Raw genomic sequence first — 22,438 nt, 5'->3', positions numbered from 1 at the left:
TGCTCCTGGAGTACGGGGGCGGCGGCGGGTTCGAAGCGGCCGGGGGCGAAGGGGCGGGCCTCCTCGGGCAGCTCGCCGGTGGTCAGGGCGTCGGCCAACGCGTCCCCGGTGACGGGCGTCAGCAGGACGCCGTTGCGGTGGTGACCGGTGGCGAGCAGGAGACCGGGCAGGGCGGTCGGGCCGAGCAGCGGGGCGTTGTCGGGCGACGCGGGGCGCAGACCGGCCCGGGTCTCGGTGAGCGGCAGCTCGGTGATGCCCGGCACCAGCTCATGGGCGTCGCGCAGCAGCTCGTACACCCCGCCGGCGGTGACCGTGGTGTCCCAGCCCATCTCCTCGCTGGTGGCGCCGACGACCAGTTCGCCGTTCTCGCGCGGTACGAGATAGAGGTGGCCGCCCCGGACCACGGCGCGCACGGTGCGGCTGAGAAAGGGGGCGTACGCCGGGGGCACGGTGAGCCGGAGAACCTGGCCCTTGACCGGGCGGACCGGTGGCACGAGCTCCGGCGGGAGCCCCGCGAGCCGGCCGCTGAGGCTGCCCGCGGCGAGCACGACCTGATCGGCCGCGAACTCCGTGCCGTCGCCGAGCAGCGCCCCGGTGGCCCGGCCCCTCTCCACGGTGAGCCGCTCGGCGGTCGTCCGGCGGAACGCGACCCCGGCCCGCTCGCACGCGGTCAGCAGCGCCGAGGCGAGGCGGCGCGGATCCACCTGGTGGTCGCCGTCGACCCGGAGGCCGCCCCGGACGCCCGGGGCCAGCATCGGCTCCAGACGACGGCACTCCCGGCCGCTCAGCCAGACCGACTCCAGGCCCGAACGCTCCTGGAGGGCGTGCAGTTCGCGCAGATGCGCCCGGTCGTCGGAGTCCAGCGCGACGGCGAGCGTGCCGCAGCTCCGGAAGCCGGTGTCCCGGCCGCTCGCCTCCTCCAGCTCCTCGACGAACGCCGGATAGCGGGCGGCGGAGGCGAGGTTGAGCCCGAGCAGCATCTGCTCGCCGTAGTGCAGTTCGGTGACGGCGGCCAGCATGCCCGCCGCGACCTGGGCGGCTCCGCCGCCCGGTGCGGGATCGGCCACGGTGACGGCCAGTCCGCGCTGTGCGGCCCGCCACGCGGTGACCAGGCCGATGATGCCGCCCCCGATGACGAGGGCGTCGGATCCTGAGGTTCCCGCTCCCCCCGAGGCTCCGGAGGTCTTCCCCGAGACGCGCATGAGTGTCCAGCCCCTCCCTTCGCCGGCATGACCCGGATCAGGTACGTACGGTCGGAGGCCGCCCAGCCTCCCTCTCAGCCCGGTGCGTCCGGGCTCCCGCGAGTGTCTTACCGTGGCCAGCCTAGACCCACTCACTCGCGGCCTGTAAGGGAGCGCCCACCATGGCCCGTTCGCTCGACGGACTCGTCCTCGCGCCCGTCGCCGACCAGGCCCCGGGCCAGGTCGGCACCCGCACCCGCTTCACGTACCACGAGCAGGACGGCCGGATCTGGGCCGAGTACACGGGCGGTGACGTCGTCCGCGGCCATCTCGTCGGCACCCGGGACGGGGACGCGCTGGACTTCCGCTACGTCCAGCTCAAGCGGGACGGAACGACGTCTTCCGGGCACTGCCTCTCCACCGTCGTCGATCTCCCGGACGGGCGGGTGCGGCTGGAGGAGCGGTGGAGGTGGGAGTCCCAGGAGGGCAGCGGGACGAGCGTGGTGGAGGAAGTGGCCTGCTGAGTGGCGTCGTCCCGACAGCCGTATTCCTGACGCTTCGTCAGATGATTAAGGTGGTCAGGTGAGCGAGCAGCAGACGGAGAAGAGTCCGGCCCGGAACGTCGTGGTCGTCGGCGCGGGCATGGCGGGCGTGCAGAGTGCCGTCGCCCTGCGCGAGGCGGGGTTCACCGGCCCCGTCACCCTGATCGGCGCCGAGCCCCACCAGCCCTACGACCGCCCGCCGCTGTCCAAGGCCGTGCTGCTGGGCAAGGCCGAGGACTCCGCCTTCGACGTCGACTTCGAGGCGCTGGACATCACCCTGCGCCTCGGCCTGGACGTCACCGCCCTGCGCGCCGCCGACCATGTGCTGGACACCGCCGACGGGCCCGTCCGCTACGACGCCCTGATCCTCGCGACCGGCGCGGAACCCCTGACCCTGCCCGGCACCGAGGGCGTGCCCGGCGTCCATCTGCTGCGCACCCTCGACGACGCCACCCGGCTGCGGCCCGTCCTGGACCGGCAGCACGACGTGGTCGTCGTCGGGGCGGGCTGGATCGGCGCGGAGTTCGCCACCGCCGCCCGCGCGGCGGGCTGCGCGGTCACCGTCGTCGAGGCCGCGGCCCGCCCGCTCGCGGGCACCCTGCCCGCCGAGGTGGCCGCCCCGATGGCCGCCTGGTACGCCGAGAGCGGCGCCGAACTCCTCACCGGGGCCCGGGTCGAGCGCGTCGCGGAGGGGGCCGTGATCCTCGCGGACGGCCGCACCCTGCCCGCCGGAGCCGTGGTCGTCGGCATCGGCGCCCGCCCCGCCACCGGCTGGCTGGCGGGCTCCGGGATCGCGCTCGGTCCGGACGGCTCGGTCACCGCCGACAGCGCCCTGCGCACCTCGCTGCCCGATGTGTACGCGGTCGGCGACTGCGCCTCCTTCCCCTCCGCCCGCTACGGGACCCGTCTGTTGGTCCACCACTGGGACAACGCCCTCCAGGGCCCGCGCACCGCGGCCGCCGCGGTGATGGCGGCGGAGAGCGGCGAACCGCTCCCGGTCCACGACCCCGTCCCGTACTTCTGGTCCGAGCAGTTCGGCCGCTTCGTGCAGTACGCCGGCCACCACGCCGACGCCGACACCCTGCTGTGGCGCGGCGACGGAGCGGACGCCACCTGGTCGGTGTGCTGGCTGCGCGACGGCGCGCTGGCCGCCGTGCTCGCGGTGGGCCGCCCGCGCGATCTCGCCCAGGGCCGCAGGCTCATCGAGTCGGGGGCCGCCCTCGACCCGGAGAAGGTCGCCGACCCCGCCGTACCGCTGAAGTCCACCGCCCTCTGACCGTTCCGGGCCGCCGCCGACACCCCCCGTACGGTCGGCCCGGCTACCGGCTGTCAGTCCCAGGTGGCACGCTTGTCCCTGTGACCGAGATTGACGCAAAGACCGATGCTCTCGTCCCCGCCTGGCTCCACCTTCCCGACATCGCGGAAATGCTCGATGTCCAGGTGACGCGCGTACGCCAGCTGGTCAAGGAGGGCCAGCTCATCGCCGTACGCCGTGGTGAGAACCGGACGCTCCAGGTGCCCGCCGCCTTCATCGACGGCGACAAGGTGGTCAAGGGCCTCTCCGGCACCCTGACCCTCCTGAAGGACGACGGCTTCTCCGAGGAAGAGATGCTGGAGTGGCTCTTCACTCCCGACCCGACCCTGCCCGGCACCCCCGCCCAGGCGCTGAGCGAGAATCGCGGGACGGAGGTGAAGCGCCGCGCCCAGGCGCTCGCCGTCTGACCGATACGACAGGAAGCGGTGCACGGGCCGTCCGACGCGGCCCGTGCACCGTCACGACCACGGGGGAATCCGCTCCGCCGTGCCGACCACGGGGGGTTCCACCATGTCCACGCCTCGCGACCAGCTGTCCGACGCCCGGCTCTACCTGTGCACGGACGCCCGCAAGCGGCAGGGTGACCTCCCCGCCTTCCTCGACGCCGTGCTCACCTCCGGCGTCGACATCGTCCAACTCCGGGACAAGGGCATGGAGGCCGCCGAGGAGCTGGAGCACCTCGCGGTCTTCGCCGACGCCTGCCGTCGGCACGGCAAGCTCCTCGCCGTGAACGACCGTGCCGACGTCGCCCACGCCATCCGCGCCGACGTCCTGCACCTCGGCCAGGGCGACCTGCCCGTCCCCGCCGCCCGCGCGATCATCGGCGCCGACCGGCTGATCGGCCGCTCCACGCACGCCGAGGCCGAGGTCGACGCGGCCGTCGCCCAGGACGGCGTGGACTACTTCTGCACCGGCCCCTGCTGGCCCACCCCCACCAAGCCCGGCCGCCACGCCCCCGGCCTCGACCTCGTGCGCTATGCCGCGTCGCTCGGCGGACAGCGCCCCTGGTTCGCGATCGGCGGGATCGACGCGGGCAATCTGGACCAGGTGCTGGACGCCGGGGCACGCCGCGTCGTCGTCGTCCGGGCCATCACCGAGGCCGACGACCCGGCCGCCGCCACCGCCGAGCTGGCCCGCCGCGTCCGGGCGTACACGCTCTGAACTCCGGGCGGACGGACGGCGGACATCCAGGGCCTGAGCCCGAGAAATGTCCGAGGAGTGGACAACACTCCGGCAATTCGAGACAAACTTTCCCGCTCTGGTTGGGTGAGTGTCCACCCCCTGGTTAACCTCCCCTTATGGCCCTTGGAACAGCTTCCACCAGGACGGATCACGCGCGCACGGTGCGTGACCTGCTGGCGACCGGCAAAACGTCGTACTCCTTCGAGTTCTGGGCTCCCAAGACGGAAAAGGGTGAGCGCAACCTCTGGAACGCGCTGCGCCGGGTCGAAGCGGTCCGGCCGAGCTTCGTCTCCGTGACGTACGGCGCCGGAGGCTCCACCCGCGCCGGGACGGTCAAGGCCACCCAGGAGATCGCGGCGGACTCCACGCTCACTCCCGTCGCCCACCTCACCGCGGTCAACCACTCGATCGCCGAGCTGCGCAACATGGTCGGGCAGTACGCCGACGCGGGCATCAGGAACATCCTCGCCGTCCGCGGCGACCCGCCGGGCGACCCGATGGGCGAGTGGGTGGAGCACCCGCAGGGGGTCAAGTACGCTGCCGACCTCGTCCGCCTCATCAAGGAATCGGGCGACTTCTGCGTCGGCGTCGCGGCATTTCCCGAAATGCACCCCCGGTCCACCGACTGGGAGACGGACATCGGTCATTTCGTGGACAAGTGCCGGGCGGGCGCGGATTACGCGATCACCCAGATGTTCTTCCGCCCGGAGGACTATCTCCGGATGCGTGACCGCGTGGTCGCTGCGGGTTGCGAAACGCCGGTCATCCCCGAGGTGATGCCCCTCACCAGCGTGAAGCAGTTGGAAAAGTTCTCCCAGCTCAGCAACGCGACCGTGCCCGCGTCGTTGAAAGAGCGCATCCTCGCAGCCAAGGACGATCCAGCCGCTGTACGCTCCATTGGCATCGAGTTCGCAACGGAGTTCTGCGCGGAGCTGCTGTCCGAGGGTGTGCCCGGGCTGCACTTCATCACGCTCAACAACTCGACGGCTACGCTCGAAATCTACGAGAAACTCGGACTGCACAAGCAGTCGTGACCGGTCGTACCCGCCCCCGAAGCGGTGACGGCCGAAGGAGGGGGCGGGCGTGGGCTGGACGGTCCTCTACATCGCATTCGGTCTGGTGGCACTGTGGCTGCTCGGCGAGGTGCTGCTGCAGTACAAGGCACGACTGCGCTGGCGGCTGCTGGCCTTCGGCGGCTTCCTCGGCGTGGTGGTCGGGGTGCTGCTGGCCTCCGTCCCGGTCATCATCGTCGGGACGCTCGCCTTCGCCACCGGCCAGACCTTCGTGACGCTGTCCTTCCGGCGCGGCTTCTCCACCGGCTGGGCCATAGGCGGCAGCCCGGGGGAGAGCCGTCGGCGCAGGGGCGGCGGCGAGGGCGCGGCGGTGAAGGAACCCACGCTGGAGGTCTCGGACCTGGAGGTCGCAGAGCCGGACGCCCCCGCCGGGTACGACCGGCCCCCGGCCGCCCCGCCCGCACCGTCCGTCTACGCAACGGAGCCGCTCCCCGACGACACCGGCCAGTACGGCGTGTACGGGGACACGGGCTACGACACGAACGGCCACGCCCACCAGGACCAGGGTCACGACGCCGACCCCTCGGCCCGGCCGCAGTACGCCGCGTTCGACCCGTACACCGGCTACGACCAGCCGCAGGCCCAGGACACCTACGCCGGAACGTACGACTACGGCACCGGCGAGCAGAGCTACGCCGCCTACTCCGACCCGTACATCGGCACCACCAACCAAGCCCCCTCCTACGGCTACGACGCCTACGGCAACGGCGACGGCTACGACAGCCAGGGCGGTCAGCAGAGCTACGCCGACCCCTACGCCAAGAACTACGGCGCGGACACGTACGGCACGGGGGCGTACGCCACGGACACCCCGCCCGGCGGCGTCTGGGTCCCGCAGCAGCGGGACGCCGAGCAGTTCCCCCCGATGCCGCCGGAGCAGCCCACCGGGCCCGCCCCGTACGGCAACGGCTACGACGCCGGTCAGAACGAGCAGTACCGCTACTGAGCGCGCCACCGAGGGGCCGCTGCCGGGGGGCGTGACCCTTCCGGCAGCGGCCCCGCGGTGGCGACGCCGGGGCCCCTCAGCGGGAGCCGCGGAAGTCGTCGCCCTCCACCACGAGCCCGGCCACCAGCGTCCCCGACATCCCCGCGTGCGCGAGACCGCCGCCCGGATGCGCCCAGCCGCCCGCGAGATACAGCCCCGGCAGCCGGGTGAGATTGCCCGGGTGCAGATAAGCGCCGTCCGCCCCGGCCAGCGCGGGCGGCGGCACCGCACCGCCCTCGGCCCCTGTCTCCGCCTCGGTCTCCGCCGGCGTACGGATCTCCGTGTGCAGGATCCGCTCCCGCAGCCCGGGAACGGCCGCGCCCGCCCGCTCCACCAGGACGTCGGCGAACCGCTGCCGCACTTCCGCGTCCCGCCAGTCGACCGGGCCCTGCGGAGCCACCGTCGCCGTGAGCGTCACCGCCTCGTGCTCCGCGTCCGGGCGGGTCGCCGGGTCGTCCGGACGCAGCACCGTCACCGTGGGGTGGCCGGCGACCCGGCCCTCGAACACGGCCTCCCACTCCGCCGCCCCGTCCCCGCTGTGCACCAGGGTCCGGTGCACCGCGTCAGCCTCGCGGGCCCCGCGCAGCGACAGCAGCACCGTGAACCGGCCCGCAGCGCCCGCGCCCGAGCCCGCCCGGACCGGCACATCGCCCGCGCCCCCCACCTGCTGACCCGGCACCAGACCCGGCCGCGGCCGGACCCCGAGCACCACCCGGTCGGCCTCGGCCACCTCACCGCCCACCAATTCCACGCCCGCCGCCCGGCCGTCCTTCTCGACGACGCGGACCACCTCGGCCCCGAAGACGAACTCCACCCGGCGGGCCACGCACCGCTCGTACATCGCCCGGGCCAGCTCCCGCATCCCGCCCATCACGTACCAGCTACCGAAGGTCTGCTCCATGTACGGCACCAGCGCGGCGCTCCCGGGGGCGGTGCGCGGGTCGAGGCCGTGGGCGAGCACATACCCGTCGAGCAGGGCCGCCAGCCGCGGGTCCGCCAGCTCCCACGCGCCGATCTCCGCGACCGTCCCCGCCTGTCGGGCCGGGCGCAGCAGACGCCGCTGCCGCACCGCCGGATAGGGATCGCGCCCCAGAACCTGGTGATCCGCGCGCAGCGGCTCCTCCAGGAGCGGCCGCCGGGAGCGGTCCCAGGCGTCCCGGGCCCGGTCCATGAAGTCGCTCCAGCGCGCCCCGGAGCCGGCGCCCAGCGCCCCGTCCAGGGCCGTGGCCACCCCGGCCCGGGAGGCGTTCGGCAGGGACACCGCCGTGCCGTCCGCGAAGAGATGGCGGCTCGCCGGATCGACCTGGGTCAGCGTCACGGACTGCTCCAGCGACTCCTTGCCGGTCTTCACGAAGAGGTCCCGCTGGACGGCGGGCAGGTGCAGCAGCCCGGGGCCGGTGTCGAAGACGAAGCCCTCGTGCTCATGGCGGCCGACCGAGCCGCCGTAGCCGGCGGACCGCTCGTAGACCGTCACCTTCTCGCCCGCCACGGCCAGCCGGGCGGCCGCCGCCATCGCGCCCGTCCCGGCGCCGATCACCGCAATTCGTGCCATGCCGGTGACTTTATCGACCGGCGCCGACACCTCAGACGGGAGGCCAGTGCCCACCCGTCCGGGCCGGCCGTTTCTCCTCGCGCCGCTGCGCCCGGCGGCTCAGGAAGCGGCGGATCCGCGAGGCGAGGAAGAGCACGGTGACGATCCCGAGCACCAGCAGCACGGCCGCGATCACGGCGGCCGCCACGGGATTGAATATGGCGAAGGTGATGACCCCCGCGACCCCCAGGTCCTCGGCGATGCTCATCCCTACGTTGCTGAAGGGCTCCGGGGAGGTGTTGACGGCCATCCGCGTGCCGGCCTTCACCAGATGGCTCATCAGCGCCGTGGACCCGCCGATCGCCCCGCCCGCCAGCTCCGGCAGCGAGCCGCTCTCCCCGGCCAGCAGCGCGGCCACCACCGCCCCGGCCACCGGCCGGATCACGGTGTGCGCGGTGTCCCAGACCGAGTCGACGTAGGGGATCTTGTCCGCGATCGCCTCGCAGAGGAACAGCACACCGGCCACGGTCAGGACGTCGGTGCGCTGGAGTGCGGCGGGCACCTCGTCGGAGACGCCGGTCGCGCCGAACAGGCCGAGCAGCAGGACCACCGCGTACGCGTTGATCCCGCTCGCCCAGCCGCTGGTGAACACGAGAGGGATGACAGACACGCAGGCGATCGTAACGACCCCCTGGCGGAGCCGGGTGAGGTCGCGGGCGCAGCTGTGAGTATCCGTACCTAGGCGCATAGATGAGTACCTGCGCGGATGGGCTTCCACCTGCGGGGACGGCAGAGTGATGACCACGGAAGGGGCGCTGCGCCAGGACCGCCGGCACGGGGCGGCGGAACGGTGCGGTTCCCCCGACGCAACGGGGGTGCGCGACGGAGCCCGGGGACCACGGGGGACATACGGGGTCACGGGGAACGGGTTTCCGGATGCACGGAAGACGCCGGTCCGATGGTGTTCGCGGGGGATGCGAACCTCATCGGCCGGCGTCTTCGGCTTTCCCGGCGCCTTCCCGGGAGTTGCGGCCTCAGTGCCCGCTGACCCGCCCGTGCAGCAGCAGCGACAGCGCCGAGTGGACCTCGTCGATCGAGCGCTCCGGCTGGAACGCCTGCCAGTCCAGCGCCGCCACCAGCACCATTCCGACCAGCGCGGCCGCCGTCAGCGGGATGTCGATCTCCTCGCTCAGCTCACCGCTGCGCACCGCGTCGCGCAGGACGCCCTCGACGACCGCCACGGCCTCCTGACGCACCACCAGCAGCGTGGACTGCCAGGCGCGGTTGGTGCGCCAGAGCTCGGCCACGTACAGCTGGGTGAAGGCCGGGTAGCGGTCGATGAAGGCGAGCCCGGCCCGGATCATCGCGTCCAGCGCCTCGACCCGGGTGCCGCCACGCTCCTCGGACTCCTCGGCGGCGGCCCGCAGCGAGGCGGTGAGCAGCCCCACGCCGTGCCGGAGCAGCTCCTCGAACAGCTCGGTCTTGCTCTTGAAGTTGTAATAGACCGTGCCCTTGGCTACCCCGGCCCGCTCGGCGATCTCGTCGACCGTGGTCGCCGAGAAGCCCTTCTCGGCGATGAGCGTCACCGCCGCCTCGTAGAGCTTCTGCCGGGTGGCCTGGCGGCGCGTGGTGCCACTGCTTTCCATGGGGCCGATTCTTCCAGGCCCGGCCGCACCCGGGGACGCGACCGCGGGGGCGCTCACAGGCTCAGCTCCGGGTGCAGCCGGCTCAGGCTCCACACCTGCTTGCGGCGGGCGGTGAACGCGGTCAGGGCGAGCGCGCCGACGGTGAAGGCCGCCAGCACCGCGCAGCCCAGCCAGACCGGGGTGAGCGGACCACCCGTGATCAGCCGGCGCAGCCCCTCGACGACGTACGTCATGGGGAGGTACGGGTGGATCGCGCCGAAGAACCCGGGGCTCGTCTGGACGGGGTACGTGCCCCCGGCCGAGGTCAGCTGGAGCATCAGCACCACCAGCACCAGGATTCGTCCGGCCGCCCCGAAGCAGGCGTTCAGCCACTGCACGATCGCGGCGAAGCAGCAGGTCACCAGGGCCAGAAAGCCGATCGTTCCGGCGGCGTGGGCCATCTGGAGGCCGAGGCCCCAGTGCAGGACGGCCATCAGGGCGCCGACCTGGGCCGTGCCGATGGCGGCGACCGGGAGCCAGCCGGCGAACGCGATCCGCCATGAGGAGGCCCCGGCGGCGAGCGCCCGCCGGTTCATCGGCTGGATCAGCATGTACGCCACCATCGCGCCGACCCACAGGGACAGCGGGATGAAGTACGGGGCGAAGCCGGTGCCGTAGTTGGGGGCCTCGTGCAGCGACTTGGAGGCCAGCTGGACGGGGTCGGCCATGACGTCGGTCCGCGCGTCGCGGTCCTTCTTGTCGTAGTCCGGGATCTTGTCCACGCCGTCGTTGAGGCCCTGCGCCAGCTCGGCCGAGCCGTCGCCGAGCCGGAACAGCCCGCCGTCCAGGTTCTCCGCGCCGGTCTTCAGCTTGCCGACGCCGGTGTCCAGGTTGCTGGAGCCGGTCTGCGCGGTGCCGAGGCCCGTGTGCAGCGCCTGCGCGCCCTTGGCGACCTTCCGGGCGCCGGTGTTGAGTTCGTTGACCTTGGCCACGGCCGTCTTCAGGTCGTCGTCCAGTGTCGGGGCGCGCTTGGCGAGCGCCTCGGCCTGCTTCTGGAAGGTGACCAGCTGGTTGCTCAGCTTCTTCAGATCGCCGTTCTGGTTGGCGACCAGGGTGTTCACATCGGCGGCGATCTTCGCGGCGTCCTCGGCCGTGACCTTGGCGCGCTCCAGTGGCGGGCAGGCCGTGGCGTCGGGCTCCTCGGCCTCCTCGCACTGCGTGCGGTGGATCTCGGCCAGCTCGTCGGCGGCCTTCCGGGCGCCGGACGCCGCGGTGGGCGCGGTCTTCACCAGCACGTCGAGGTTGTGCCGTACGGCCGCGGAGGTGTCGGCGACCAGCCGGGCGGTGTCCCGGATGGACTTCCCGTTGTCCTTGAAGAACGGACGTACGTCACCGGCGATGCCGTTGACCTTGTCGGCCAGGACCTGGGTGCCTCCGGCGACCTGCTGGGAGCCCGTCGCGAGGTCGCGGGAGCCCTGGTTCAGCTTCACGATCCCGTCGGAGAGCTTCTTGCTGCCCGCCTTGGAGTCCTTGAGGCCGTCCGCGAGGTCCTTGGAGCCCTGCTTCGCCTTCGAGATGCCGCCCTTGAGGTCGTCGGCGCCCTTGGCCGCCTCGGCGGTCTTGTCGTGCAGATCGGAGAAGTTGATGAAGATGCGGTCCAGGAAGCCCCGGGAGGCGTTCGTGGAGGCGGCGTTGCGCACCTCGCCGAAGACCGTCTTCGAGATCTGCCCGACGATGTAGTTGTTGGCGTCGTTCGTCCGCACCTGGAGCGCGCCGGTCTCGGGGGAGTCCCCGCCGCTGGACGCGATCTTCTCGCTGAAGTCCGACGGCATCGTCAGCGAGAGGTAGTACGTGCCCTCCTCGACGCCCTTCTCGGCCTCGGCGGAGCCGACCTCGTGCCAGGCGAAGACCTTGGAGTCGAGCAGCTTCTCGCTGATCTCGTCCCCGGCGGTGATCCGCTTGCCGTCACTGGAGGCCCCCTTGTCGTTGTTGACCAGCGCGACGGGCAGCTTGTCGAGCCTCCCGTACGGGTCCCAGAACGAGCACAGGTACAGGGCGCCGTAGAGCAGCGGCAGGAGCAGCAGGGCGACGAGCGCGGCGGCGGGCAGCCTGCCCCGGCCGAACCGCTTCAGCTCAAGCGCGGCGAGCTTCGGCGAGCGCATCGGCCGTCTCCTCTTCGGTGGTGGGTTCCCCGGCGGCGGGTTCTTCGGCGGCCGGTTGTTCGGTGGCGGGCTGTTCGGTGGCCGGCTCTTCGACGCCGGCTTCTTCGGTGGCCGGTGCGGTGCGCACGACCTGGACGTTCTCGGGGGCCTCGCTGCACACGGCGAGCACCGTCGTCCCGGCCTCGGCCACGGAGCGCAGCAGCGCCCAGGCCTGCTCGCGTTCGGCGTCCGAGAGCTTGAGGTCGGTGTCGTCGACGGCCAGCAGCCGCGGCCCGCCGATCAGCGCCAGTGCGACGGACAGCCGCAGCGCCTCCAGACGCTCCAGGTCGCGTACGGAGGTGCGCCCCGACTTCGGCAGCGTGGCGGGGTCGAGCCCCGCGGCCTCCAGGGCCTCGTCCACCCGGGCCTCCGCGGCGGCCCGGCGCTCGGCGCGCGGGCGCAGCAGGGCGCGCAGGGGCGAGCCGTAGCGGCCCTGGAGCAGGGCGCGTTCGCCCAGGTGCTCGGCGACGGTGAAGGCGGGGTCCAGCTCGCTGACGCCCGGCACCGGACCCAGGGCGGCGATCCTGCGGACGGCGGCGGCCTGCTTCGGCAGGCGCAGTCCGCCGGTCTCCGCGTGGCCCTCGGTGGTGCGCATCCGGCCGGTCAGGGCGAGGAGCAGGCAGGTACGGCCCGATCCCGACGGCCCCTCGATGGCGACCAGTTCCCCCGGCTCAGCACTGAACGTCACGTTCCGGAAGACCCGGCCGCGCGGTCCTTCCAGTCCGAAGTCCTCGGCGCTGACAGCCGCGCCGTGCGGGCTCTCCACAGAGACCCTCCCCTTTTTGAACTGACCAGTCAGTGCAAAAAGGTAGTCCGAACTCGCGCTCGAAGCAAAACGGCAGGTCAGAGCCGACTGAGGGTCGATTGTCAGTGGTGCCCGCCACCATGGACACAGACGGCCACAGAGCCGTCACACGACGACAGGAGGTTCGTCATGGCCAGCTCGTCCGCAGCAGCCGCCCCGCGGCGCCGCGCAGTCAGCCCTGCCCCCTCACTGACCGGTCCGGCTAGCGATGTCCACCCCGTCCTGCGCCGCACCGCGGCGCCGCCCGCCGCCCTCGATCTGCTCGCCAAGGCCCGCTCCGGCCTCGACGAGGCCGCCGTGCTCCACGAGCCCAACGAGCGGTACGCCACTGCTCACCTCGCCGCCCTGCGCACCGCGGCGGCCGTGCTGGCCGCCCGCGGCCGCCCCGAGACGAACAAGCGCCGCCGCGACCGCATCCGCAGCGCCTGGGAGGTCCTCCCGGAGATAGCCCCGGAGCTGACCGAATGGAGCGCCCTGTTCGCCTCGGGCGCCGAGCGCCGGGCCCGCGCGGAGGCCGGCATGCCGGGCGCCGCCAGCGGGCGCGACGCCGACGACCTGCTGCGCGACGCGGCCATGTTCCTGCGCCTGGTGGAACGGCTGCTCGTGCTCCAGCCGGTTCTTCCGCAACCCCGCCCGGAGCGCCCGGGCGGCGGGTGAGGCGGGTGCCCTGGCCGGCGAGGTGAGGCCATAGGGTGGTGACCGCTCACATCACCACCCGCACTGTTCACGCTCCGCCGTCCCCGGCGGCACCGTGCCGAGGAGTCATCTGCCGTGTCGGACCAGCCGCGCCCCCGCGCCTCCCTCCGTACCGCCGTGGTCTGGGAGGTCCTCAAGGAGGCCCTGGACCGTCAGGTCAAGGCGACCGGCAGGGACGCCCTGGATGTCCTGGACACCGGCGGCGGCACCGGCAACTTCGCCGTGCCCGCGGCCAAGCTCGGCCACCGGGTCACCGTCGTCGACCCCAGCCCCAACGCCCTCTTCGCGCTGGAGCGCCGCGCCGCCGAGGCCGGGGTCGCCGACCGGGTCCGGGGAGTCCAGGGCGACATCCTCGGCCTGTTCGACGTCGTCGAGCGCGACGGCTTCGACGCGGTGCTCTGCCACGGCGTCCTGGAGTACGTCGACGAGCCCGCCGAGGGCGTACGCAACGCCGTCGAGGCGCTGCGCCCCTCCGGCGCGCTCAGCCTGCTCGCCGCCGGCCTCGGCGGAGCCGTGCTGGCCCGCGCGCTCGCCGGACACTTCACCGAGGCCCGGCAGGCGCTCACCGACCCGGCCGGCCGCTGGGGCGAGGGCGACCCGGTGCCCCGCAGGTTCACCGCCGGGCAGCTCTCCGACCTCGTCTCCGATGCCGGGATGGAGATCATCGCGGTGCACGGCGTCCGGGTCTTCGCCGACCTCGTGCCGGGCGTCCTGGTGGACACCGAGCCCGGCGCCGTGGAGGCCCTCCTCAAGCTCGAAGCGGCCGCCGCCGAGCAGCCCGCGTTCCACTCGGTCGCCACCCAGCTGCACGTTCTGGGCGAGAAGCGCCACTGATCAGCAACGAAGCTGCGGACGGAGTGGGACTCAGGACCCCCGTACAGGGCGTAAGCCCCGTATGATCGGGTGACACCATCCGGCATGGCGGATCGGTCGTCGGGGAATCTACGCCTCAGCAGCCGAGCCGACACAGCGGTCCGGACTGGCTGAACGCTAGAGGGCGGGTTTCACGGGGGCGAATCCCTGCCTATCCTGGAAGGGCCGCATACCGGTCGCCCCCGCGGCCGACGACGAGGAGGATCCCGTGCCGCTCTCGGAGCACGAGCAGCGCATGCTCGAGCAGATGGAGCGAGCGCTGTACGCCGAAGATCCCAAGTTCGCGACAGCGCTCGAGGGAAGCGGGCTGCGTACGTACACCCGCAAAAGAGTCTACCAGGCGGTCGCAGGCTTCCTGGTGGGTATCGCGCTCCTCATGGCCGGAATGGTCGCCCAGCAGATCTGGATCAGCGTGGTGGGGTTCCTCGTCATGCTCGGCTGTGCCGTGCTCGCGGTCACCGGTTGGCGCAAAGCGCCCAAGCCCGGTGAACAGCAGCCGGCCGCCGCAGGCGGCGGGGACAGCGGCGCACGCCGCCGACCGAGACAACGCCGGTCGATGATGAACCGCATCGAGCAGCGGTGGCAGCGCCGCCGCGACGAACAGGGCCAGTAGTACGCATCGGCCCTGTGCTTCCCGCGCAGGGCCGGGCGACGATACGACGCACGACACCGATGGGTGAGGGGCGGCCGCATTTTTGCGGCCGCCCCTCAGCCGCTGCCGGACCCTGCTCCGTGCGGTAGCGCCCATGCTTCGGACGGTAGCGCCTACGGACGGGCCTCCGACAGAGCGGTGAGCCTCCGGTCCGGACCCGCTCGCGGGGTCCGGACCGGAGGCTGCGCAGCCGGGCCGTCCAACGACCGGCTCCCGCCCGCCCCGCCCACCGCTCCGCGAGCGCCGTCCGGCGGTCGGCGACGGCCCACACCACCCGGACGGACGAGCGGGGCAGGAGCGTTGCCCGCAGCCGGGTGCCACGGCCCGCCGATACCCGCAGACCCGCCCGCACCGCCGACGCGTCCTCGGCCAGGCCGGCCGCCGGACGCGGCTCGGGGGCGTACAGCACCTGCTCCACCGAGCCCGCGATCCGGTGCACCGACTCGGCGGCGGTGGTGTCGAGCCGGCCCAGCCGCACGATCCGGGCCGCCGCCTTCCGGGGTGTCAGCGAATCGTCCGGGGCGATGCCGTGGTCCCAGGCCGTGTCGGTGATCTCCCGCCAGGCGGCCAGCGTCCGCGCGGCGGCGTCGGTGGGCGTCCGGCCCCCGGAGCCCAGCCGGCGGTTTCTCGTCCGGGTCCGCCACAGCAGCGGCGACAACGGCAGCACCAGCACCAGGACCGCCGCGAGGACCACCAGCAGCACCGTCCCGAGCGGGGTGCCCCGGTCGGTCGGCACCGCCGCCCCCGCCTCCTGAGAGGGCCCGCACCCGCCTTCCTGACGCAGCTGCGGCGGGCAGCTGTCGTCGGCGGAGGGGAGGGCGGACGGTGCGGTGGAGGTGTCCGCGGAGGGCTCGGCCGCATCGCTCGCGGTGTCCGTGGGAACCTCGGGCCGGGTCCACGAGGGGGTGCTGCCCCGGCTCGGGGTGGGCTCGAACCGGGTCCACCCGACGCCCTCGAAATACAGCTCGGGCCAGGCGTGCGCGTCGCGCAGCCCCACCGAGATCGCCCCGTTCGACTTCATGGTGCCCGGGGTGAAGCCCACCGCGACCCGGGCCGGGATGCCCAGCGTCCGGGCCATCGCGGCCATCGAGAACGAGAAGTGGACGCAGAAGCCCTCCTTGTCACGGAGGAACCGGGCGATGGCGGACGACCCCGTGCCCGAGGTGACCGTCGTGTCGTAGGTGAAGCCGCCGTCGGAGGCGAACCAGTCCTGGAGCTTCACGGCCTGCTCGTAGGCGTTGGCCGAGCCCTCCGTCACCTGTGCGGCGGTCTCGGCGACCACCTCCGGAAGGGAGCCGGGGAGCTGTGTGTACTCGCGGCGCAGCTCCTCGCGCGGCGGACCCGCGGCCGCGAGCTGTTCCGCCGTGGGCTCGACGACCAGACTGCCGACCTCGTACTGCGCGCCGCGCGTGGTCTGTCCGTCGTCGCCGACCAGGGTGCGGCCCTCGGGTTCGTACCGCCAGCGGCCGCCGACCCGGACCTCGCTCGCCGGGTAGGGGAGCGGCAGATATGTCTGCTGGTAGGAGCGCGAGGCGGAGATGTTCGTCCGGACCTCCGTGACCGAGACGTCCCCGCCGAGGCCCGCGGGCTGCGGCAGGCGGTCGGGCACGTCGGTCAGCCGCCGGGTGGAGGAACGCCACTCGCTGCCGTTGAACTCGTCCAGGGCCAGGATCCGGAGATAGAGGTTCTGCGGGTTCTCGATGTTGCTGCGGTACGTCATCACCTCCCGGTTCTCCGGTTGGTTGAGGTTGTTCTGGAGCGAGACCAGCGGATTCACGGCGGAGATGGTGCCGCCGCCGCTGCCCTTGCCGTTCCCCGGGCCGTTGCCGCCGAGCAGACCGCTGTCCAGCGCGGGCAGGGCGAGGGGGGCCACCAGGGCGATACCGAGCGCCAGCACGCCGATCCGCCGCCCGGTGCGGACGGGGGAGGAGCCGCCGCTCACCCCGGACAGCCCGTCGGCCAGACCGCCCTTGGTCCGCGAGGTCCCGCCGAAGACACGGCCCCACTGGGAGAGCCGGTCCCGGCCCTCGGCCAGCAGGAGCAGCAGGTAGCCGGAGGCGGCCAGCAGGAACCACACCCAGCCCGCCCCGCCGTCCGAGAGGCCCGCCGCGACCGAATACAGGGCGAGGAGCGGCAGCCCGGCCGGGGCCGCGCTGCGGAAGGTCACCGCCATGGCGTCCACGACGAGGCCGATCAGGATCACCCCGCCGACCACCATCAGCTTGATGCCGTCGGTCAGCGGGGCCGGGGTGGAGTACGTACCGACGTCCTCGCCGCCCGCCACCAGCAGCTCACCGAGCCGCATGACGGCCTGCGGTCCCGGCAGGACCCCCAGCAGGGCGTGGTCCCGCGCGAACACCAGCGTCAGCAGCACCAGCGTGACCAGCGCCTGGGCGGCGACGGTCAGCGTCCGGGCCGGCGGCACCCGGCGCGCCAGGGCGCCCACCCCGCTCTGGACGCCGAGCAGAACCGCCGCCTGCACCAGCCAGCCGACCCCCTCCACCAGCGGGATCAGCGCCCCCGCCGCCAGCAGTGTCGCCGCGTAGGCGCTCAGCGCCAGCCTGGCCCGTCCGCTCATGACCATCCCCCCGCGAAACCGGTCGGGCCGCCGCTCGGGGCGGACGGCGTGTCCGTGCGCATCCCGCCGGCCAGCTGCCACAGCTCGGGCAGCTCGTCGCCCGGCTCCACCGGCACCGCCGTCCAGCCGGACTCGCGCAGCCGTCGCAGCCGGTCGTCGGCCGCGCCCGCCGCGCTCTCGTCGCCGGCCCAGGCGGCGCTGTCCAGGACGAACGCGACCCCGGCGCCCGCGCGCTGCCGCATCCGGGCCGCGACCGCGGTCTGCTCCTCGTCCAGATCGCCGAAGAAGGCGATGAGCAGCCCCTCGTTACCGCCGCGCAGCACGTCATGGGCGCGGCTGAGGCCCCCGCCGTCGGAGTGGCCGACCACGGCGAGCGTGTCGAGCATCAGTCCCGCCGAGTCCGCGGACTCCTGGGTCGAGCCCGCGAAGCCGTCGGTCCCCTCGCCGGGCACCGCGTTCCCGTCGTCGGTGAGGAGCAGTACGGCGAAGCCGCGCTCCAGCATGTGCACGAGGGCGGAGGCCGCCCCCGAGACCGCCCATTCGAACGCCGAGTCCGGCCCGGCGCCCCGGTAGCCGATCTGCCGGGTGTCCAGCAGGACCGTGCATCTGGCCCGCTGCGGCTGTTCCTCACGGCGCACCATCAGCTCGCCGTGGCGCGCGGTGGAGCGCCAGTGGACCCGGCGCAGATCGTCACCGTGCCGGTAGCCGCGCGGAATGATGTCGTCCTCACCGGCGAGCGCGAGCGAGCGCTGCCGCCCGTCGCCGTACCCGGAGGCCTCGCCCGCCAGCCGCAGCGCGGGCAGCGGCACCGTACGCGGGATGACGACGAGGGTGTCGTACGCGCTGAAGGAACGCGTCAGCTCGCACATCCCGAAGGGGTCGCTGAGCCGCAGCTGCAACGGGCCCAGCGGATAGCGGCCGCGCAGGTCGGAGCGGACCCGGTAGGACACCTCGCGCCGGCCGCCCGACTCCACCCGGTCCAGGACGAAGCGCGGGCGTGGGCCCAGCACGTACGGCACGCGGTCCTGGAGCATCAGCAGACCGGTGGGCAGCCGGGAGACGTTCTCCATCCGCAGGTGCACCCGGGCCTCAGCGCCCGCGGGCACCCGGGACGGCGAGAGCCGCCGGGTGCCCGTGACCCGGTAGCGGGTGCGGTAGAGCACGGTCACACAGACCAGGGGCAGCACGGCGAGCAGCAGCCCGACCCGCAGCAGGTCGCCCTGGCCCAGGACGTACGCGCAGACGGCGGCGGCAAGACCGGCGGCCAGGAACGAGCGTCCCCGGGTGGTCAGTCCGCCCAGGGCCGTCCGGAGACCGCCCTTCCGCCCGCCGTCCTCCACGGCGCCGGGCTCGCCGGCCGCCATCACAGCCGCCGTGTCCCGGGCTGCTGCTGGTGGTACAGCGGGCGGCCCGGCTCCTGCGCGGGCGGCGCGGTGCCGCCGGCCGAGGTCGGTACGGGGGTGCGCTGGATGATCTCCCCGACCACCTGCTCCGCCGTCCGGCGGTTCAGCTGGGCCTGGGCGGTGGGCAGCAGCCGGTGCGCGAGGACCGGGGTGGCCAGGGCCTGGACGTCGTCCGGCAGGGCGTAGTCGCGCCCGCTGAGCGCGGCGGACGCCTTCGCGGCGCGCAGCAGATGCAGCGTCGCGCGCGGGGAGGCGCCGAGCCGGAGGTCCGGGTGGGTACGGGTGGCCGCGACGAGCTCCACGGCGTAGCGCCGCACGGCGTCGGCGACATGCACCGTACGGACGGCCTCGATCAGCTTCACGATGTCGTGGGCGTGGGCCACCGGCTGGAGGTCGTCCAGCGGCGAGAGGCCCCCGTGCACATCGAGCATCTGGAGCTCGGCCTCCGGGCTCGGGTAGCCGATGGAGACCCGGGCCATGAAGCGGTCGCGCTGGGCCTCGGGCAGCGGGTAGGTGCCCTCCATCTCGACCGGGTTCTGCGTGGCCACCACCATGAACGGGTCGGGCAGCTCGTAGGTGTGCCCGTCGATGGTGACCTGGCGCTCCTCCATCGACTCCAGCAGCGCCGACTGCGTCTTCGGCGAGGCGCGGTTGATCTCGTCGCCGATCACGATCTGGGCGAAGATCGCGCCCGGCTTGAACTCGAAGTCCCGCCGCTGCTGGTCGAAGATCGACACACCGGTGATGTCCGAGGGCAGCAGGTCGGGCGTGAACTGGATCCGCCGCACCGAACAGTCGATGGACCGCGCCAGCGCCTTGGCCAGCATGGTCTTGCCGACCCCGGGGACGTCCTCGATGAGGAGATGCCCCTCGGCGAGCAGCACGGTCAGCGATAGCCGTACGACCTCGGGCTTGCCCTCGATCACACCCTCCACCGACCTGCGCACCCGCTCTGCGGTGGTGGTCAGATCAGTGAGGCTCGCTCGATCGTCATAGGTCGTCACCCGGCCCTCCTCGGCCCTTTTGCGCAGGGGCCGTCGCGCGTACCCGCGCGGCCCACCCCGAAAAATCGGACACCCCTCCGGAAGACCCGGGGGAGGTCACACCCGCATTCTTGTTGCCGTTACCGCTTCGTGTCACTCGCCTGTGGACAAGTGGGTGTGAAAAGGCAGTGTCTGTCACGATTCCGGCGTCGCGGGGCACGGCGATGCGTGCGTGAGGTGCAGCAGAGGGCCGGGAGGCGACGGGGGATCCGTTCAGGAAACGGAGTCGATCTCCCGCAGCAGACCGGTGGTCACGTCGAAGACGAATCCGCGCACGTCGTCGGTGTGCAGGAGGAACGGCGAGGTCCGCACCCGCTGCATCGACTGGCGCACGTCCTGGTCGGCGTCCGTGTAGGCCTCCACGGCCCAGGCCGGACGCTGGCCCACCTCGCGCTCCAGGTCCTGCCGGAAGTCCTCGGTGAGGGACTCCAGACCGCAGTTGGTGTGGTGGATGAGGACCACGCTGCGGGTGCCGAGCGCCCGCTGGCTGATGGTGAGCGAGCGGATCACGTCCTCGGTGACCACACCGCCCGCGTTGCGGATGGTGTGGCAGTCACCGAGCTCCAGCCCGAGCGCGGCGTGCAGGTCGAGACGGGCGTCCATGCAGGCGACCACGGCGACCTGGAGGACGGGGCGGGCGTCCATGCCCGGGTCGCGGAAGTCCTTCGCGTACTCGGAGTTCAGCGCGACGAGGCGGTCGGTGACCTGGCCCCCCTCGCGGACCGCCGCAGCGGTGAACGTCACGGACTCGGCGGGGGAGTGAGCAGAAGTCGACATGGCTACGACGTTAGCCTTCCCACCTGGCACGGGCGGGCTGTGAGAGCGGACAAAGAACGTCAACACGGCTTGTTGTGAGCTAACCCACAGGCCCCCCTGGGCGCACCCGTTCGGGTGGGTTCGCCGCATCCGGTCGGGTGGCGCGACGCGCTGCGCGGTTCGTTGATCGCGAATCGATCGAATGGCAGGGTGGACTAAAGTAACGCGAAGTCAACACCCGCATTCCCGCTCCACTGCCCCATCGCACCCCCCCCCGCACCTCCTGCATATTCCGTATTTCCCCCGTGATGTGCGGCGTACGTGCGACCCGGCCCTCTCCCGCTCTCGGTCGGCCGACGCCCCTTCCCCGGCGCCGGCGGGCCTCCCCTTCAGAGCGGGCGGGGACCAGGACGTACGTGCCGGCCGCGGGACAGAGCCTGAGAGGGCGCATTGAGCCAGACCCGACACGTCCCGGTGATGCTCCAGAGGTGTCTGGACCTGCTGGCCCCTGCTCTCCAGGACCCGGCCCACCCGGAGCCCGTGGTCGTCGACTGCACCCTCGGCCTCGGCGGTCACAGCGAGGCCCTCCTCGCCGCGTTCCCCACCGCCCGGCTGGTCGCCCTGGACCGCGACAAGGAGGCGCTCCGTCTCTCCGGCGAACGGCTCGCCCCCTACGGTGACCGGGCCACCCTCGTCCACGCGGTCTACGACGAACTCCCCGAGGTCCTCGCACGGCTCGGGATCCCGAAGGTTCAGGGCGTCCTGTTCGACCTCGGCGTCTCCTCCATGCAGCTGGACGAGGCCGACCGCGGCTTCGCGTACGCCCAGGACGCCCCGCTCGACATGCGCATGGACCAGTCCACCGGGATGGGCGCCGCCGAGGTGCTCAACACCTACCCGCCCGGCGAGCTCGTGCGGATCCTGCGCGCGTACGGCGAGGAGAAGCAGGCCAAGCGGATCGTCTCCGCGATCGTGCGCGAGCGCGAGCAGGAGCCGTTCAGCAACAGCGCCCGGCTCGTCGAGCTGATTCGCGACGCACTGCCCCAGGCCGCCAAGCGCACCGGCGGCAACCCCGCCAAGCGCACCTTCCAGGCCCTGCGCATCGAGGTCAACGGCGAGCTGAGCGTCCTGGAGCGGGCCATTCCGGCCGCCGTCGACAGCCTCGCCGTCGGCGGCCGCATCGCGGTGCTCTCGTACCACTCGCTGGAGGACCGGCTGGTCAAGCAGGTCTTCGCGGCCGGCGCCGCCAACACCGCGCCCCCCGGCCTGCCCGTCGTCCCCGAGCGCTACCAGCCCCGGCTGAAGCAGCTCACCCGGGGCGCCGAGCTGCCCACCGAGGAGGAGGTCGCCGAGAACCGGCGCGCCGCCCCCGCCCGGCTGCGCGGCGCCCAGCGCATCCGCGAGGAGGAGCGATGAGCACCGGGGCCGGACGCCGCAGCGGGGGAGTCGCGGGGTGAGCAAACCGGCCGCACCGCTGAAGGGGCGGGCCGCCCGGCTCGCGCGGCTGATGCCGACCACCGGGCCCAGCACCGCGGCCCGCACCCCCTTCGTCCTGCTGGTCGTCCTGCTCCTGGGCGGCGGACTCATCACCCTGCTCCTGCTGAACTCCGCGCTCAACGAGGGATCGTTCCGGCTCAGCGAGCTGAAGCGGGACACCACCGAACTCACCGACGAGCAGCAGGCCCTCCAGCGCGACGTCGACAGCCGGTCCCAGCCCGACGCCCTGGAGAAGCGCGCCCGGGAGCTGGGCATGGTCCCCGGCGGCAGCCCCGCCTTCCTGAACCCCGACGGCACGGTCCGCGGCAAGCCCGCGGAGGCGACCGCCCCGCCGCCCAGCCCGAGTCCCAGCCCCACCTCGAGCCCCAGCGCCCCGGCGGCCGGGCCCTCGGACTCCCGCGCGTCGGCCGGCACCTCCGCCTCCCCGTCGCCCTCCGGATCCGAGTCCGCGACCGCGCCCGACCCCGCAGCCGCCCCCTCGGCGGAGAACAGCCCGCCCC

General features: G+C 73.0%; 20 protein-coding genes, 1 pseudogene and 1 riboswitch. Of the genes and pseudogenes, 11 read left to right on the top strand and 10 right to left on the bottom strand.

Annotated features, from left to right (window positions below):
* Positions 1-1,202: glycine oxidase ThiO (thiO, locus tag D3105_RS25070; protein ID WP_118905295.1), on the bottom strand; the 1,202-nt coding region annotated here is incomplete at its 3' end.
* Positions 1,200-1,312, bottom strand: a riboswitch (TPP riboswitch). (Overlaps the previous gene by 3 nt.)
* Positions 1,313-1,363: 51 nt before the next feature.
* Here thiO and D3105_RS25065 point away from each other — a divergent pair.
* The 6 genes from D3105_RS25065 (at position 1,364) to D3105_RS25040 (ending at position 6,239) form a co-directional block, all read left to right on the top strand.
* Positions 1,364-1,705 (top strand): hypothetical protein, encoded by a 342-nt coding sequence (locus D3105_RS25065; RefSeq protein ID WP_118905294.1) that lies wholly within the window; start codon positions 1,364-1,366, stop codon positions 1,703-1,705.
* A 118-nt stretch (positions 1,706-1,823) separates the two neighbouring features.
* Positions 1,824-2,999, top strand: coding sequence for an NAD(P)/FAD-dependent oxidoreductase (locus tag D3105_RS25060; RefSeq protein ID WP_240647008.1), 1,176 nt, complete (start codon positions 1,824-1,826; stop codon positions 2,997-2,999).
* Between the two features lie 80 nt (positions 3,000-3,079).
* Positions 3,080-3,445, top strand: coding sequence for an Rv2175c family DNA-binding protein (locus D3105_RS25055; RefSeq protein ID WP_006123878.1), 366 nt, complete (start codon positions 3,080-3,082; stop codon positions 3,443-3,445).
* Between the two features lie 103 nt (positions 3,446-3,548).
* Positions 3,549-4,199: a thiamine phosphate synthase gene (gene thiE / locus D3105_RS25050; RefSeq protein ID WP_118905296.1), complete on the top strand. Its 651-nt coding sequence runs from the start codon at positions 3,549-3,551 to the stop codon at positions 4,197-4,199.
* 137 nt (positions 4,200-4,336) lie between these two features.
* Entirely contained in the window at positions 4,337-5,254 is a 918-nt protein-coding gene (gene metF, locus D3105_RS25045) for a methylenetetrahydrofolate reductase [NAD(P)H] (protein WP_118905292.1), read from the top strand.
* A gap of 49 nt (positions 5,255-5,303) precedes the next feature.
* A complete protein-coding gene (locus D3105_RS25040) occupies positions 5,304-6,239 on the top strand; it encodes a hypothetical protein (RefSeq protein ID WP_118905291.1) in 936 nt (311 codons plus the stop codon).
* A gap of 76 nt (positions 6,240-6,315) precedes the next feature.
* Here the strand turns inward: D3105_RS25040 and D3105_RS25035 are convergent, their stop codons facing one another.
* The 5 genes from D3105_RS25035 to D3105_RS25015 form a co-directional block, all read right to left on the bottom strand.
* Complete coding sequence (locus D3105_RS25035) at positions 6,316-7,830, bottom strand: phytoene desaturase family protein (protein ID WP_118905290.1); 1,515 nt, start codon at positions 7,828-7,830, stop codon at positions 6,316-6,318.
* A gap of 31 nt (positions 7,831-7,861) precedes the next feature.
* The gene (locus D3105_RS25030) at positions 7,862-8,479 is read right to left on the bottom strand and encodes a DUF4126 domain-containing protein (RefSeq protein ID WP_118905289.1); all 618 of its coding nucleotides are present in this window, start codon (positions 8,477-8,479) and stop codon (positions 7,862-7,864) included.
* Between the two features lie 364 nt (positions 8,480-8,843).
* Entirely contained in the window at positions 8,844-9,455 is a 612-nt protein-coding gene (locus D3105_RS25025) for a TetR/AcrR family transcriptional regulator (RefSeq protein ID WP_030805877.1), read from the bottom strand.
* A gap of 53 nt (positions 9,456-9,508) precedes the next feature.
* Positions 9,509-11,596, bottom strand: coding sequence for a YhgE/Pip family protein (locus D3105_RS25020; protein WP_118905288.1), 2,088 nt, complete (start codon positions 11,594-11,596; stop codon positions 9,509-9,511).
* The gene (locus D3105_RS25015; RefSeq protein ID WP_118905287.1) at positions 11,568-12,401 is read right to left on the bottom strand and encodes an ATP-binding cassette domain-containing protein; all 834 of its coding nucleotides are present in this window, start codon (positions 12,399-12,401) and stop codon (positions 11,568-11,570) included. The genes D3105_RS25020 and D3105_RS25015 overlap by 29 nt, the downstream gene beginning before the upstream one ends.
* A 168-nt stretch (positions 12,402-12,569) precedes the next feature.
* Between D3105_RS25015 and D3105_RS25010 the strand changes: the two genes are divergently transcribed.
* From D3105_RS25010 to D3105_RS25000, 3 genes are all read left to right on the top strand, one after another.
* On the top strand, positions 12,570-13,097 hold the full coding sequence (locus D3105_RS25010) for an SAV_6107 family HEPN domain-containing protein (protein ID WP_118905286.1): 528 nt from the start codon (positions 12,570-12,572) through the stop codon (positions 13,095-13,097).
* 114 nt (positions 13,098-13,211) lie between these two features.
* The gene (locus tag D3105_RS25005) at positions 13,212-13,970 is read left to right on the top strand and encodes a methyltransferase (protein ID WP_118905285.1); all 759 of its coding nucleotides are present in this window, start codon (positions 13,212-13,214) and stop codon (positions 13,968-13,970) included.
* Positions 13,971-14,217: 247 nt separating this feature from the next.
* Positions 14,218-14,622, top strand: coding sequence for a DUF3040 domain-containing protein (locus D3105_RS25000; protein WP_006123866.1), 405 nt, complete (start codon positions 14,218-14,220; stop codon positions 14,620-14,622).
* A gap of 217 nt (positions 14,623-14,839) precedes the next feature.
* On the opposite strand, the pseudogene D3105_RS24995 reads toward D3105_RS25000, so the two are convergent.
* The 4 genes and pseudogenes from D3105_RS24995 to D3105_RS24980 all read right to left on the bottom strand — a co-directional run.
* Positions 14,840-17,239 (bottom strand): annotated as a pseudogene (locus D3105_RS24995) (transglutaminase TgpA family protein); the annotation flags it as partial.
* Positions 17,236-18,603 (bottom strand): DUF58 domain-containing protein, encoded by a 1,368-nt coding sequence (locus tag D3105_RS24990; protein WP_118905284.1) that lies wholly within the window; start codon positions 18,601-18,603, stop codon positions 17,236-17,238. The gene D3105_RS24990 and the pseudogene D3105_RS24995, both read right to left, overlap by 4 nt.
* Positions 18,603-19,646: an AAA family ATPase gene (locus D3105_RS24985; RefSeq protein WP_118905283.1), complete on the bottom strand. Its 1,044-nt coding sequence runs from the start codon at positions 19,644-19,646 to the stop codon at positions 18,603-18,605. Before D3105_RS24985 ends, D3105_RS24990 begins: the two co-directional genes overlap by 1 nt.
* A 252-nt stretch (positions 19,647-19,898) precedes the next feature.
* Positions 19,899-20,462: a beta-class carbonic anhydrase gene (locus tag D3105_RS24980; protein WP_118905282.1), complete on the bottom strand. Its 564-nt coding sequence runs from the start codon at positions 20,460-20,462 to the stop codon at positions 19,899-19,901.
* A 429-nt stretch (positions 20,463-20,891) separates the two neighbouring features.
* On the opposite strand from D3105_RS24980, the gene rsmH reads away from it, so the two are divergent.
* On the top strand, positions 20,892-21,857 hold the full coding sequence (rsmH, locus tag D3105_RS24975) for a 16S rRNA (cytosine(1402)-N(4))-methyltransferase RsmH (protein WP_118905281.1): 966 nt from the start codon (positions 20,892-20,894) through the stop codon (positions 21,855-21,857).
* A gap of 37 nt (positions 21,858-21,894) precedes the next feature.
* Positions 21,895-22,438: FtsB family cell division protein (locus tag D3105_RS24970; RefSeq protein ID WP_118905280.1), on the top strand; the 544-nt coding region annotated here is incomplete at its 3' end.

Source organism: Streptomyces globisporus (assembly GCF_003501885.1).
Taxonomy (GTDB): domain Bacteria; phylum Actinomycetota; class Actinomycetes; order Streptomycetales; family Streptomycetaceae; genus Streptomyces; species Streptomyces globisporus_D.
The sequence above is the reverse complement of the archived record's forward strand: the minus strand, read 5'-3'. Positions and strand labels throughout refer to the sequence as shown.